We start from the raw sequence: 13296 nt of genomic DNA on the forward strand, positions 1-13296 counted from the left end.
ATGCTTACCGTGACCGAAGCTTTTGTTGTCGTTCAAACCGCTGAAGAAGCCGTGGACCGGCTGGCGGCTCTGCATGAGCGTGCTACTGGCGCGCTTAACCAAGCCCTCAAGCAATACCTCAAGGACCGCGTCGAGCCTGACGCCGAACAACGTGCGCAGTTCCGCTACCCGGAACTGCGCCTGACCTACCACTGCCACGGCGAAGTCCCACAGACCACCCGCGCATACGCCAAGGTGCAATTGCCGGGAACCTACAGTGTCACCGTCACCCATCCGGCGGCGTTCCGTAAGTACCTGCTGGAGCAACTGGTGCCGTTGATGCACGACTTCACCGTGACGGTGGAAGTCGGCGTCAGCCAGCAGAATATTCCCTACCCGTATGTGGTGGAGCAGGGTGATGAACTGGCTGGCTCAGGTGTCACCGCCGCGACCCTCGCCCGTGTGTTCCCCAGCACCGACTTGTCTGCCGCCACCGACGGCATTGCCGATGGCCTCTACGACTGGGAAAACACCGACCCGCTGCCGCTGGCGTTGTTCGATGCGGCGCGCGTGGACTTTTCCCTGCGCCGGCTGGTGCACTACACCGGCAGCGACTGGCGCCATGTGCAGCCATGGATCCTGCTGACCAACTACCACCGCTATGTTGACCAGTTCATCCTGCATGGCCTGGAGCAACTGCGCAGCGACCCGCGGTTTATTCGCATGGTGCTGCCGGGTAACGTGATCATCGACAAGAGCATGGACCACGGTGAAGCGTCGGCCATTGCCGCAGGCGTGGTCTGGCATCGCTACCAGATGCCGGCCTATCACTTGCAGGCCGCCGACGGCCACGGTGTGACGCTGGTGAACATCGGCGTTGGCCCGTCCAACGCCAAAAACATCACCGACCACCTGGCCGTGCTGCGCCCGCATTGCTGGCTGATGATCGGCCACTGCGGCGGCCTGCGCCAATCCCAGACCATCGGCGACTACGTATTGGCTCACGCCTATATGCGCCGCGACGGGATTCTCGACCGCGTAGTCCCGCCAAACATCCCGATCCCGGCCCTGGCCGAAGTGCAGATGGCCTTGCAGCAAGCCGCTGCCAACGTCACCGGCGAAAAAGGCGAAGAGCTGAAAAAACGCCTGCGCACCGGCACCGTGCTGACCTACGACGACCGCAACTGGGAACTGCGCTGGGCGCAAGAGCGGCCACTGATCAACCTGTCCCGCGCTGTGGCGGTGGACATGGAAAGCGGCACCATCGCGGCCCAAGGCTACCGTTTGCGGGTTCCGTACGGCACTTTGCTGTGCGTGTCGGACAAACCGCTGCACAGCGAGATCAAGCTGCCGGGCTCGGCCAACGCGTTTTATGAGCGTGCGGTCAGCCAGCACTTGAAAATCGGCATCGAGGCGGTGGATTTGTTGCGCACCGAACTCAACTCGCTGCACTCGCGCAAACTGCGCAGTTTCGACGAGCCGCCGTTCCGCTAAGCGGTTGGGATGGTCATTTAGCGGTCAGGCCACTAGCATTGTCGGTCCTGACCGTTAGATGTTCCTTTGCCATGTCCCGTCCTGCCCGCCCCGATTCGCGCCGCCCTGGCGTGAAACCCCCGTACTCCGCAACGCGGCGTGTCGCCAAGGCGCCACCGGCCGAGCCGAAGTTGATCCTGTTCAACAAGCCCTTCGATGTGCTGACCCAGTTCAGCGACGAAGGCGGGCGCGCGACCCTCAAGGATTTTATCGATATCCCCGGCATCTACCCGGCCGGTCGCCTGGACCGTGACAGTGAGGGGCTGTTGCTGCTGACCAACGATGGCCAGTTACAGGCGCGCATTGCCGACCCCAAGCACAAGCTGGCGAAAACCTACTGGGTGCAAGTTGAAGGCGAGCCCACCGAAGAGCAGTTGCAACGCCTGCGTGACGGTGTAGAGCTTAATGACGGCATGACCTTGCCCGCCGAAGCGCGGCAGTTGGACGAGCCCGAACTGTGGCCGCGCAATCCGCCGGTGCGCTTTCGCAAAAGCGTGCCGACGCACTGGCTGGAGCTGGTCATTCGTGAGGGGCGTAACCGCCAGGTGCGGCGCATGACCGCTGCGGTGGGCTTGCCCACCTTGCGCCTGGTGCGCGTGCGTATTGGTGACTGGTCGATTGATGGCCTGGACCAGGGCCAATGGAAGGCAGTGCCGGCGCGTTTATAAAGCGCCGGACTCGATCAGGCCGATCACCACGCTCTTGATGATGAACGCGGCCACGCCCAGGCCCAGCACAAAAAACAGGATGAACGACCCAAAGCGTCCGGCCTTGGATTTTTTCGCCAGGTCCCAGACGATAAAGCCCATGAAGATGATCAGGATGGTGACCAGGCCGGTCATCATCCATTCTTCAAAGAGGGCGGGGTCGATGTTGTTCATGGGGATTTTTTCCGACAGGGCAGGCGGGAAGTATAAAGCAGGGCTTCAGGCACAACATTGACCTGCGTCGTAACGCGGTCGATGTGGGAGCTGGCTTGCCTGCGATAGCGGTGTGTCAGCTAAGGATATGCCACTGATCCACCGCTATCGCAGGCAAGCCAGCTCCCACAGGGGATCACCAGTGTGCTTGAGGTCAGGTACGCAGGTGCGTCAACGGCAGCTCGGTGCTGTTGAGCACCTGGTTGAGCACAAAGCTCGACCTTACGCTGGTTACGCCTTCAATCCGGGTCAAATGCCCCAGCAGCAATTTCTGGTAGTGGTCCATGTCCGGCACCACCACTTTCAACTGATAGTCCGCATCCATCCCGGTGACTAAACTGCATTCCAGCACTTGCGGCAGGGTGCGGATCGCTGCTTCGAAATTCTCGAAACGCTCCGGCGTGTGACGGTCCATGCCGATCAGCACATAGGCTGTAAGGCTCAGGCCCAGCATCTTGCGGTCGAGCAGTGCAACCTGGCGTGAGATGTAGCCGTCGTCTTCCAACTGCTTGACCCGGCGTGAGCACGGCGACGGCGACAGGCCGATGCGTTCGGCCAACTCCTGGTTGGAGATCCTCGCGTCGCGCTGCAATTCAGCCAAAATACTCAGGTCGTATCGGTCAAGCTTGCTCATTGGGTTGGCCTTTGTCGTAACTATTGCGGTGAATTATCTATGAAGGGTTAAAAATTGCGCAAGCACTGTTTATTGACGCAATCTTCGCAATCATCTGTCGGACGTTGGCCTGTATCTTTATCAACAGAATCACCGCCTGGACAAAAGTCCACTGCAGCTGGCCCAATCAGGCCCGCTGCGGCCGCCGCCCCAGCAGGGTTGAGCCGGCCTCCAGGCTGCACACTGTCCACAAGACGGCGTGAGGTGAGCCAACGTCAAAAGCGTTGAGCCAGGACGAAATTCTCAAGGGGCGGCCGACGGGTCGCCCCTTTTTCTTTGTCTGCGCTTTTAGCTCAAAAAATACTTCTCGTGACTGATAACCTGTCTCAGAACCGGGTGAGGCTTTTCCAGTCTCATGCAGTAAGGCCGGACATTCCAGGCCCTAATCCGCAGTGAGGAATAGCATGAAGCGCATCTGGCGTATGGCAGGTGTAGGTTTGCTGATGGTGAGCGTCGGCACACAAGTAATGGCCGATGACCCGCGCTATGAAGGCGGTGGTCAGCATGAAGGACGCCCGGAAGGCGGGCGCGGCAATGAACAGGCGCGACCGCAAAATAATCAACCGCGCCCACAGAACACTCAACCGCGTCCGGAAAACAACCAGCCGCGCCCACAGAACCCGCATGTTGATCGCGCCGAGCAACAGCAGCACGGCGGTGGGCAGTGGCAAGGCCGCCCGCAAAATGCCGAGCAACCGCGGCCGGCACCGCAGCCTGCGAACAACCTGCCGATCCAGGGCCGCCCGGACACCGTGCGCCAAACCCAGGAACCCCGCCAGGGCTACTATCAGGACATCCCGCGCCGTAACGATGGCAACCAGCACTGGCAGACCGGCAATGGCCCAGGCCCGCGTCCGGGCGGCGGCTTCAATAATGGTCACCCGAACGACAACCGCTGGCCGGGTCGCCCCAATGGGCATGGCAACGGCTGGGGGCCAGGCCCGCAATATCGTCCCGGTTACACCGTCGACCGCTTCCCGGACCGCAATTACCGTGTGCCTTACCGTGGCCAGGATTACTTCTTCTCCGGCGGCTACTGGTATCGCCCGCAAGGCCCGCGCTATGTGGTGGTGACGCCGCCCTACGGGATCCGTGTGCAATACCTGCCGGACTACGCCCGTGAAGTGTGGGTGGGCAGCGCGCTGTTCTTCCTCGCGGCGGGTTCCTACTACACCTATGAAAACGCTACCCAGCAATACGTCGTGGTGCAGCCGCCTACCGAAGTACCGGCGCCGCAACCCGCGCCGCAGGGCAACGGTTATGACGTAGTGGCCTACCCGGCCAACGGCCAGTCACCGGCCCAGGTACAGCAGGACGGCTACGACTGTTATCGCTGGGCAGTGCAGCAAAGCGGTTTCGACCCACGCACCGTCACCTACGCCCCGGACCCGGCGGTGGTGCAAACCTACCGCCAGGCCCAGGGCAACTGCCTGACCAGTCGCGGCTATCAGGTGCAGTACTAGGCCTTGTTACCCGTGACCACTTCCCGCGGGTCAGCGTGCACCAGCACTTCGGCGCGTGGGTAAGCCTTGTGAATGGCATCGGCGGCCTGGTCGCTGATGCCGTGGGCCACTGACAGGGTCAATTCCCCCGGCAACTCCAGGTGCAACTGCACAAACCAGTGGCTGCCGGAAATGCGCGTGCGCAAATCATGCGCGCCCAGCACGCCCGGCACACTGCGCGCCAATTCCAGCATGTGCTGGCTGACATCCGGCGGCAGTTCTTCATCCATCAACACGGCAAAGCTCTCGCGGGCGATCTGGATCGCGCTCCACAGGATATACGCGGCAATGCCGAGGCCGAACCACGCATCCACCTGATGAAAGCCGAACCCTGCCAACACCAGTGCCACCAGAATGCTGCCGTTGAGCATCAAGTCGGAGCGATAGTGCAGTGAGTCGGCGCGCACGGCATTGGAGCCGGTTTCGCGGATCACCCGGTGTTGCAGCATCAGCAGCGCCACGGTCATCACCAGCGAAAAAACGATGACGCCAATGCTCAGCCACGGCGCACCGACCGGCTCCGGGTGCAGCAAGCGCTGGTACGCCTGGAATGCAATCAACACTGCACTGCCGGCGATAAACAACGCCTGGGCCATGCCCGACAGCGATTCGGCCTTGCCATGCCCATAACGGTGATCGTCATCGGCCGGGCGCAGTGCGTAATGCACCGCCAGCAAGTTCAGCAGCGACGTAATGCCATCGAGCAGCGAGTCGGTCAACCCGGCGAGCATGCTCACCGAGCCACTGAACCACCAGGCGATGGCCTTGGTGATAATCAGCGCACAGGCCACGCCCACCGAGGCGCGGGTGGCCAGGCGCAGGAGCCTGGCGTGTTCGGGGCTGCTGGTCATACGAATCCTTAAGCGGCGGGTTGCAGGCCCAGGGACGCGAGCTGTTGCACGCTGCCCTTGAACTGGATCATGCGCGGATCGTCCAGCGGCAGCTTGCGGCCGGTTTCTTTCTCAATGATGGATTGCAGCTTGGCGTTGTCGACTTTGCCGTCGGCGCCGATGGCTTCATGCAGCTTCTCGGGTGCGACTTGGGCGGTCTTGCCCGGCTCGAAGTAGATGGCGCCGGTGGCGAAGTCCACGCCAAAGGCGATCAGGCCCGGGATTACATAAAACAGCAGGCCCACGGCGTCGAGCACGGCAATGGCCGGGTCGATCTTGCCGTCGATCTGGCCACGACGGTCCGGGTAGAAAATCGAGCCGCAGGCCGTCAGCTGGCTGAGCAGGGTTGCGGCGAGGACACCGCCGATAACACGGGAAGCGATACGCATAAAATGCTCCTGAACACGGTTGATACGAAACTATATGACAATTCTGTCGAGCCACGCCGCTCTAATGTGGGAGCTGGCTTGCCTGCGATAGCGGTGTATCAGTGCCACATTGGCGGGCTGACCCACCGCTATCGCAGGCAAGCCAGCTCCCACATTTGCCTGCATTCCAATTAAGGACGAACGTTCGCCGTTATACTCGCCGCTCTGCTTTGGAGCCAGTATGAATTCGTTGCCGATTGATGATGTTTTACCCGCCCTGCGTGACGCCTTGGCGAATCGCCATGAGGCCGTGCTGGAAGCGCCGCCCGGTGCCGGTAAAACCACCCGCGTGCCGTTGGCTTTATTGAATGAGCCTTGGCTGGCCGGGCAAACCATCCTGATGCTCGAACCTCGGCGCCTTGCTGCGCGTGCGGCAGCCGAACGCCTGGCCAGTGAGCTGGGTGAAAAAGTCGGTGAAACCGTCGGCTACCGCATCCGCCTGGACAGCAAAATCGGCCCCAACACCCGCATCGAAGTGGTCACCGAAGGCATTCTCACGCGCCGCCTGCAAGACGACCCGGCACTGGACGGCGTGGGTTTGCTGATTTTTGACGAGTTCCACGAACGCAGCCTCGACGCCGATCTGGCACTGGCCCTGAGCCTCAACGGCCGCGAGTTGTTTCGCGACGAACAGCCGCTGAAAATCCTGCTGATGTCCGCCACCCTCGAAGGCGAGCGCCTGGCCGGCTTGCTGAACGATGCGCCGATCCTGCGCAGCGAAGGGCGCATGTTCCCGGTGCAGATGCGCTGGGGGCGGCCGTACCAGGCCGGTGAATTTATCGAGCCGCGCGTGGTGCAGACCGTCCTCGACGCGGTGCAGGACCAAACGGGCAGTATTCTGGTGTTTCTGCCGGGGCAGGCCGAGATTCGCCGGGTCAATCAACAGCTGGCCGACGCCTTGGGTGATCGCCCTGATGTGCTGCTGTGCCCGCTGCATGGCGAACTCGACCTCAACGCCCAGCGCGCCGCCATCGACCCGGCACCGGTCGGCAAGCGCAAAGTGGTGCTGGCCACCAACATTGCCGAGACCAGCCTGACCATCAATGGCGTGCGCGTGGTGATCGACGCCGGGCTGGCGCGGGTGCCGCGTTTCGACCCCGGCAGCGGCATGACCCGCCTCGACACCCAACGCATCTCCCGCGCCAGTGCCACCCAGCGTGCCGGCCGGGCAGGGCGCCTGGAGCCGGGCGTGTGTTATCGCCTGTGGTCTGAAGATCAGCACGAAGGTTTGGCCGCCTATGGCAGCGCGGAAATTCTCGCCGCCGACCTGGCGGGCCTCGCCTTGCAACTGGCGCGCTGGGGCGTGACGCCCACGCAACTGGTGTGGCTGGATGTGCCGCCGACCGCCGCATATGCCCAGGCCCAGGATTTGCTGGTGCGCCTCGGCGCGTTAAACGACGACACACTCACTGCCCATGGCCAGAAAATGGCGGAGTTGCCCGCTCACCCGCGCATCGCCCACTTGTTGCTGCGCGGCCAGGACCTGGGGCTGGCCGCGACCGCTTGTGATGTGGCGGCCTTATTGGGGGAGCGCGATATCTTGCGCGGCGGCGGCGCGGATTTGCACAGCCGCCTGGCATTGATGTCGGGCGAAGAACGCGCGCGTGGCACCCAGGGCGGCGTGCAGCGGGCCAAGCAACTGGCCCGTCAGTACCGGGGCTATTTGCGCGGCCAGCCGACTCAAGCTGTGGCCGACCCTGACCACCCGCGTTGGCTCGGCGCCTTGTTGGCGTTGGCTTATCCGGACCGCGTCGCTCAGCAACGCCGCCCCGGTGGCGCCGAATATCGCCTGGCCAATGGCCGCGCCGCGCTGTTCGCCGAGGCCGACAGCCTGATGAAACAACCTTGGCTGGTGATCGCCGACCTTGGCAGCCGCCAGGGCCAGCGCGAAGAGCGCATCTACCTCGCGGCGGATTTTGACCCGGCGCTGTTCGACAGCGTGCTGGCCGAGCAAGTGCGCAACGTCGACCAACTGGACTGGGATGAACGCGAAGGCGTATTGCGGGCCGAACGCCAGCGCAAAGTCGGTGAGCTGGTACTAAGCCGTGAACCGCTGACCGGCCTGGATGAGTCCGCGCGCAGCCAGGCACTCGTCAACCTGGTGCGCCGCAAAGGCCTGGAGCTGCTGCCGTGGACGCCCGAACTGCGCCAGTGGCAGGCGCGCGTCATGCTGCTGCGCCAGCTGGATGCGGGTAAAACCAGCGAATGGCCGGATATCAGCGACAAAGCCTTGCTGGCCGATTTGGAACATTGGCTGATGCCTTATCTGGGCAAAGTCTCGCGCCTGAGCCATTTTTCTAATTTGGATATTTCCAGCTTCCTGCACAACCTGCTGCCCTGGCCGCTGCCCCAGCGCCTGGACGAGCTGGCGCCACAGCATGTGAAAGTGCCATCGGGTTCGTCGGTGCGCTTGGACTACAGCGAACAGCCGCCGATTCTGGCGGTGCGCCTGCAGGAATTGTTCGGGCTGGCGGACACACCGCGCATTGCCGGTGGGCGCCAAGTGGTCAAGCTGCACCTGCTGTCCCCGGCACGCCGGCCGGTGCAGGTGACGCAGGATCTGGCGAACTTCTGGCGCAGTACGTATGCGGAGGTGAAGAAGGATTTGAAGGGAAGATACCCCAAGCATTACTGGCCGGATGACCCCTTGGTGGCCGAACCCACCGCCCGGATCAAACCCCGAAAGTAGGTGATGTGAAGATCCAATGTGGGAGCTGGCTTGCCTGCGATACAGACGACTCGGTCTGTCCCTTTCACCGAGGCGATGCTATCGCAGGCAAGCCAGCTCCCACAAAAGCCCGCTCCCGCATGGGTGTTGTGGTGTGGGTTATTGCGCGGCCGGCAGCAGGAACCGGGCGATCACGGGTAGGTGGTTGGAGATACGCAGTGTGTCGTCTTGGCGCACCTTGGCCTCCACCCGCTTGATCCTTGGGCTGTAGAACAAATAATCCAAGGTCCTATCCGGCCCATCCACACTCGGGTCATTGGGGAAGTGCGTCAGCCACTTCGCCCGGTCAATCCCACTGGATTCGCTGTTACTCGGGATCATCGGGTACTTATCCCACAACAAATGCAGCTCACTGTCCGGCGAATACTGCCCGCGCTTGCCCGCATCCAGGCGCAGGAATTGCCCCAGCGGCAGCAGGTTGAAATCCCCGCCAATCAACCATGGCGTGCCACGGCCTTCGAACTTGTCCAGCAGTTTTACCGTGGCTTTTACCTGCTCCTGCACGGCGGAACGCCCAGGCTTATCGCCATCCAAGCGCGTATTCAGCACGGCCAGTTGGCCACCATCGCTCAGCGGCAGGTAGGTGAGCAGCAACGCCGGTTTAGGCTGGAACTGGCGGCTGATGAAGTTGGCCGGGGACACCGGCAATTGCAGGCGTTCGGCGTGTTCGATCTGGTAGCGGCTCAGCGTGACGAGCTTGCGGCCGACGCTGCCGAAGATGTGCAGGTTGGGCACAAAGTCGGCTTTCCAGTCGAACGCCTGGGCGCTGCAGGGGTAAAGGTCGACCAGGCGCTCCTGGAGCAACGCCACCTGGTCCTGATAGTGAGAGGACTTGGCGCCTTCATCGAGTTCCTGCAGCAACAGGATGTCGGGCTGTTCGTCGCGAATCACGCGAGCCACTTCGTCCAGGCTGAAGGCCATGTCTTCCACAGTGGGTCGATCGTCCGGGCCTTTGCCGTCGGGGCTGTCGTACCAGAACACATAGTTCTTGCCGGCCAGGTATTGCACGTTCCAGGTCATGACCTTGAGCGCCTGCCCCGGCAGCAGGGTCGGCGCACGTGGCGCCACGCAGCTGACGGGCAGGGTCTGCTTGTCGACGGGGCGCCAGGTCAGGCTATAGATCAGGGCCGCGAGCAGGCCCGCGATGATCAACAGGCTCAACAGGGTGATGCGCAATAAACGGGTCATTGGCTCGGCTTATAGCGTTATCAGAGGTGGCACGGAGCATATCACCGCGCGTCGGCATCGCCACCGATCAGCATAAACAAACGGAAAAGTACCACGCTGGTAAACAGTTGCAGGAAGCTGTGGGCGCTGTCGATCAACAAGCCCAGCAGCGGCGCGGGGTTGGGGTACACCGCCACGCTCGCGCCCTTTAGCAGCCACAACGGCGTCATTACGCACAGCAGGCACACCAGGATTCGCCAGAAATGCCCACGGGTCAGGCGGAAACTTTCCTTCATCGCCTCCAGCGCCGACATGCCGCGCAACACCAGCAGGTACTCGGCAAACGCCAGCACCACCATCAGCCACAGGCCCGGCAGGAAGTACAGCGACAGCCCCAGCAGAATCAACAAGGTACTGACCGCCGTCAGCAGGGCGAAACGCGGCCACATGGCCAGGGCCATGGCCCACACATCTTTAGTGCTGGGCGACTCACCACGGGTGCGCGCATCCAGAAACAGGATCAAGGCGCCGGTGTACAGCGGGTACACCAACAACCCGACGACCACGCTGTAACCGGGAAACGCATCCGGGCCCAGTGTGTGGTCGAGCACCTGTTGCAGCAGGGCTTCGAGGATCACCAACGGCAGGCACAGCTGGACGATGGCGCCCAGGTTGCGTTGGGTGAAACGGAGGGAGTCGCGCAATACGTCTAACGGATTCATCAGGTTCATCACAGCCCTAAAAGCAAGGCCAACACTTTAACCGATCATGACGAGAGGTAAGCAAACGTAAACCTTGCGTAAAGATCATTGAAACGTCTGGTAACACCCCCATAACTAAGCTGTAGCTCACCTGATCACAGGCGGGCCCATGATTTCTACCGGCAATCTAACGAGGTCGCCATGAACAGCGAAGAGCAAACCCTGATCGATGGACTGTTTTCACGGTTGCAACAAGCCGAAACGGACTCAGCCCCCCGCGACGCCCTGGCCGAAGCGCGGATCAAGGAGCACATGACTCGCCAACCGGCCGCCGGGTACTACATGACCCAGTCGATCCTGGTGCAAGAGCACGCGATCAAGAGTCTCGACGCGCAGAACAAGCAACAGGCGCAGCAGATCCAGCAATTGCAGGATGAGCTGCAACAGGCCCGCGCGCAGTCGGCGCAACCGGCACCGAGCAGTGGTGGCTTCCTGTCGAGTATCTTCGGCGGTGGCGCCTCCCGTGACACGCAGCCTGCACAGAGCGCACCGCCTTCTTCCGGCGGCGGCTGGCGTGAACCGGCGCGGCCATCGTTCGGCCAGCCTGCACCGCAACAGAACTACGGTGCCCCGCAGCAAAACTATCAACAGCCACAGCAAGCACCGGCCGCGCCTATCGGCAGTGGTTTCCTCGGTGGCGCGTTGAAAACCGCCGCCGGTGTGGCCGGTGGTGTGATGTTGGCCGAAGGCATCAGCAGCCTGTTCAGCCACAACTCGCAGCAGCCGCAGGTGGTGGAAGAAATCATCCGCGAAGAACCGGCACCGGCCAGCGACAACGGCAACTGGGGCAATGACGACCAGAAGTTTGCCGGCAATGACAGCTGGGGCAATGACAACTCATCCGACAGCTTCGCAGACAGCGACTACTCCGACGATTCCTCCTCCTTCGGCGACGACGACTCCTTCGTCTGACCCACCTTCAACCGGGGCGCTTCGTCGCCCCGGGCTGATTTTTCGCTGAAACTTTCCCATGGCTGTCATACTGGCAGCCTTTCCGGGCCTTGGCGCCTGGCTGTCATGAGGAAGTGCGGTGAAAAAAATTGCAGTGTTCGCCGATGTACAAAACCTCTACTACACCGTGCGCCAGGCGTATGGCTGCCACTTCAACTATGCGGCGCTGTGGGCGGACATCAGCTCGCGCGGGCAGATCGTCGAGGCGTATGCCTATGCCATCGACCGTGGCGACAGCAAGCAGCAGCAATTCCAGCAGATCCTGCGCAACCTGGGCTTTACGGTAAAACTCAAACCCTACATCCAGCGCGCCGACGGTTCGGCCAAAGGCGACTGGGACGTGGGTATCACCCTCGATATCATGGACGCCGCCGACCACGTTGACGAAGTGGTACTGGCTTCCGGCGACGGTGATTTCGACATGCTGCTCGAACGCATCATCCAAAAGCACGGCGTTGAAGCCGTGGCCTACGGCGTGCCGGGGCTGACGGCCAACTCGCTGATACGCGCCGCCAGCCGCTACGTGCCCATCGAAGGCGCGCTGCTGCTTAAGTAAGCGCTCAGGCTTAATCAATAGTTAGACGGAGTTGGAACAGGTTTGGAACGTATAGCGGTCATCGACTTTGAAACCACCGGCATCACCCCGAGCAGCCACTGCCGGGCCACGGAAATCGCGGTGGTTATCCTCGAGCGCGGCCAAATCGTGGATCGCTACCAGAGCCTGATGAATGCCGGCGTACGCGTGCCGGGTTTTATCGAGCAACTCACCGGCATCAGCAACGCCATGCTGCGCAGCGCGCCACCGGCTGAGCGGGTGATGAATGAAGTGAATGAATTTGTCGGTACCACGCCACTGCTGGCGCACAACGCCGCGTTCGACCAGAGGTTCTGGGACTTTGAACTGGGCCTGATCCGTCGCACCCGCCTGCAAAAATTCGCCTGCTCGCTGCTGCTGGCCCGCCGCCTGATGCCGACTGCGCCCAACCACAAGCTCGGCACGCTGAACGCGCTCGCCCAACTGCCCCACACCGGCAAGGCTCACCGAGCGATGGCGGATGCGGAGATGGCCGCCAACCTCACCGCGCACCTGGCCCAGGAACTGCGCGGCACCCACGGCTTGCGCGAACTGTCCCACGATTTGCTGTGTACCCTGCAAAAAGTGCCGGCGGCGAAGATCAACGAACACCTGAAGAAACACCGCGGGTTCTAACTCAAGCGCAGATCAAAATGTGGGAGCAGGCAAGCCAGCTCCCACAGGGGTTATGCGGTGCTCATCGAGGCTGCACACACTCCAACGCCCGATCCACCACACCTTTGGCCATCCCCACCAAATGCATCACCGCCCGCTGCTGGGTGCTGAGCGTTTCACCCGACACATTCACCGTCTCCACCGCGCAATGCAGCAAGTCGGCCGCATGGGCGAGGGCGTCTTCGAAGCTCAGGTTGTCATTGAGTACAAAATTGGGCGCGTCCGGGGCGGATGCTTTGAGGTAGTAGTCGATGGCTCGGCGGTTGAGGAGGGCGTCTTCGCTGAGGAAGTCTGGCTTGGAGCTGGGTGGATCGGGGGTTACTTTGACCATGATGTAGCTTCTCCGTCAGTTAAGAAGCTGCAACCGTTCGCTCGCACACGAATTAGGGTGGCAGCAGTACGCGGGTGTGCAAGACCGTGACGGAGTCCGGTAGATCCGAAGATCTCCCGCGTACAACTGCCATAACGAATCAATGCCTGAAATACAGACGTTGAGAGTTAAGGCTGATGCGTAT

Annotated in this window: 14 protein-coding genes; 7 read left to right on the plus strand and 7 right to left on the minus strand. The window is 61.9% G+C overall.

Annotation, left to right across the window (positions count from 1 at the left end):
• Positions 1-1473, plus strand: a complete 1473-nt coding sequence (gene amn / locus AB4P96_RS05820; RefSeq protein ID WP_169987367.1) for an AMP nucleosidase — start codon at positions 1-3, stop codon at positions 1471-1473.
• 71 nt (positions 1474-1544) lie between these two features.
• Entirely contained in the window at positions 1545-2180 is a 636-nt protein-coding gene (locus AB4P96_RS05825) for a pseudouridine synthase (RefSeq protein WP_017139357.1), read from the plus strand.
• Here AB4P96_RS05825 and AB4P96_RS05830 read toward each other — a convergent pair.
• Together AB4P96_RS05830 and AB4P96_RS05835 are read right to left on the minus strand one after the other, a co-directional pair.
• Positions 2175-2384 (minus strand): DUF2788 domain-containing protein, encoded by a 210-nt coding sequence (locus AB4P96_RS05830; protein WP_025999909.1) that lies wholly within the window; start codon positions 2382-2384, stop codon positions 2175-2177. The genes AB4P96_RS05825 and AB4P96_RS05830 overlap by 6 nt on opposite strands.
• 202 nt (positions 2385-2586) lie before the next feature.
• Positions 2587-3066 (minus strand): Lrp/AsnC family transcriptional regulator, encoded by a 480-nt coding sequence (locus tag AB4P96_RS05835; protein ID WP_003176264.1) that lies wholly within the window; start codon positions 3064-3066, stop codon positions 2587-2589.
• 443 nt (positions 3067-3509) lie between these two features.
• On the opposite strand from AB4P96_RS05835, the gene AB4P96_RS05840 reads away from it, so the two are divergent.
• On the plus strand, positions 3510-4568 hold the full coding sequence (locus AB4P96_RS05840; RefSeq protein ID WP_395600601.1) for a DUF6515 family protein: 1059 nt from the start codon (positions 3510-3512) through the stop codon (positions 4566-4568).
• On the opposite strand, the gene AB4P96_RS05845 is transcribed toward AB4P96_RS05840, so the two are convergent.
• Entirely contained in the window at positions 4565-5458 is an 894-nt protein-coding gene (locus AB4P96_RS05845) for a cation diffusion facilitator family transporter (RefSeq protein WP_017139355.1), read from the minus strand. The two genes, AB4P96_RS05840 and AB4P96_RS05845, sit on opposite strands and share 4 nt — an antisense overlap.
• 8 nt (positions 5459-5466) lie before the next feature.
• Positions 5467-5886: a polyribonucleotide nucleotidyltransferase gene (locus AB4P96_RS05850; protein ID WP_099547596.1), complete on the minus strand. Its 420-nt coding sequence runs from the start codon at positions 5884-5886 to the stop codon at positions 5467-5469.
• Positions 5887-6106: 220 nt separating this feature from the next.
• On the opposite strand from AB4P96_RS05850, the gene hrpB reads away from it, so the two are divergent.
• Positions 6107-8614, plus strand: a complete 2508-nt coding sequence (gene hrpB / locus AB4P96_RS05855; RefSeq protein ID WP_395600602.1) for an ATP-dependent helicase HrpB — start codon at positions 6107-6109, stop codon at positions 8612-8614.
• A 138-nt stretch (positions 8615-8752) separates the two neighbouring features.
• On the opposite strand, the gene AB4P96_RS05860 is transcribed toward hrpB, so the two are convergent.
• Both AB4P96_RS05860 and AB4P96_RS05865 read right to left on the minus strand, forming a co-directional pair.
• Positions 8753-9841, minus strand: a complete 1089-nt coding sequence (locus AB4P96_RS05860) for an endonuclease/exonuclease/phosphatase family protein (protein ID WP_017139352.1) — start codon at positions 9839-9841, stop codon at positions 8753-8755.
• Positions 9842-9882: 41 nt separating this feature from the next.
• Entirely contained in the window at positions 9883-10542 is a 660-nt protein-coding gene (locus tag AB4P96_RS05865; protein ID WP_026013864.1) for a YciC family protein, read from the minus strand.
• 180 nt (positions 10543-10722) lie between these two features.
• Here AB4P96_RS05865 and AB4P96_RS05870 point away from each other — a divergent pair, with 180 nt between their 5' ends.
• The 3 genes from AB4P96_RS05870 (at position 10723) to AB4P96_RS05880 (ending at position 12742) form a co-directional block, all read left to right on the plus strand.
• Positions 10723-11493 carry a DUF2076 domain-containing protein gene (locus AB4P96_RS05870; RefSeq protein WP_099547599.1) on the plus strand — a complete coding sequence of 257 codons (771 nt, stop codon included), beginning with the start codon at positions 10723-10725 and terminating at the stop codon, positions 11491-11493.
• Positions 11494-11611: 118 nt separating this feature from the next.
• The gene (locus tag AB4P96_RS05875) at positions 11612-12088 is read left to right on the plus strand and encodes an NYN domain-containing protein (protein ID WP_017139349.1); all 477 of its coding nucleotides are present in this window, start codon (positions 11612-11614) and stop codon (positions 12086-12088) included.
• Between the two features lie 42 nt (positions 12089-12130).
• Entirely contained in the window at positions 12131-12742 is a 612-nt protein-coding gene (locus tag AB4P96_RS05880) for a PolC-type DNA polymerase III (RefSeq protein WP_017139348.1), read from the plus strand.
• Positions 12743-12803: 61 nt separating this feature from the next.
• On the opposite strand, the gene AB4P96_RS05885 is transcribed toward AB4P96_RS05880, so the two are convergent.
• Complete coding sequence (locus tag AB4P96_RS05885; protein WP_017139347.1) at positions 12804-13112, minus strand: DUF3077 domain-containing protein; 309 nt, start codon at positions 13110-13112, stop codon at positions 12804-12806.
• Between the last annotated feature and the right edge of the window lie 184 nt (positions 13113-13296).

Source organism: Pseudomonas sp. B19125 (assembly GCF_044218855.1).
Lineage (GTDB): Bacteria > Pseudomonadota > Gammaproteobacteria > Pseudomonadales > Pseudomonadaceae > Aquipseudomonas > Aquipseudomonas edaphica.